The sequence below is a fragment of the Streptomyces sp. L-9-10 genome (assembly GCF_004151105.1).
Classification (GTDB): domain Bacteria; phylum Actinomycetota; class Actinomycetes; order Streptomycetales; family Streptomycetaceae; genus Streptomyces.
Genome location: NZ_PHRF01000077.1, coordinates 94,160 through 94,929, shown reverse-complemented (window position 1 = coordinate 94,929; position 770 = coordinate 94,160). Strand labels below are relative to the sequence as shown.

Annotated in this window: 1 protein-coding gene; it reads right to left on the bottom strand. The window is 71.9% G+C overall.

The features are described from left to right. On the bottom strand, positions 1-770 hold a 770-nt coding region (locus CU044_RS19950), incomplete at both ends, for an acyltransferase domain-containing protein (RefSeq protein WP_193564012.1).

The window sequence follows — 770 nt, the reverse complement described above, 5'->3', positions numbered from 1 at the left end:
GACTCCCACCACGCGGCCAGGCCCAGACTCATCGCGAACAACGCCGCCTGCACCTCCTCCACACCGGACAGGGGCCGCTCCCCGATGAGGACCTCGGTGACCGACCACCCCGTCCAGGGCAGCAGGGCCGCGTCACAAGCGGCCACGGCCTCGGCGAACACGGCGGAGTGCTCGTACAAGGCCCGGCCCATGCCCTCCCACTGCGACCCCTGCCCCGGGAACACCCACACACCCCCCGGGCCGGGCTCCTGGAGGGCGTCCTCGCCCAGCGTCTCGATGGGAGCGATCACTCCGATGGCATCGGTGCCTTCGGCGAGTGCGTCCAGTCGGTCGATGGCCTCTTCGCGGGTGGTGGCGAGGACGGCGCCACGGGAGTCGAACCAGTTGCGGTGCCACAGGGCCGTGGAGACGACCCGGTCCAGGGACACCTGGGGGTGCTCGCGCCACCACGCGGCCCAGCGCCGGGCCTGCGCCCGCACCACACCCGCGTCCCGGCCCGACACCACCACCGGAAACACACCACCGGTGGCGGCACCGGCCTCGGGCCCGGAGACCTCCTCGGGTTCCCCCGTGGATTCCGTTGACGCCGACGCTTCTTCGAGGATCAGATGGGCGTTGGTCCCGGACAGTCCGAACGACGACACACCCGCGCGCCGAACCCGGGACTCCTCCCTCGGCCAGGAACGAGCCTCGCCCAACAGCCGCAGTCCGCTGCCCTCCCACTCGATGTGCTCGCTGGGCCGTTCGGCGTGCAGACTCGGAGGCAGAGA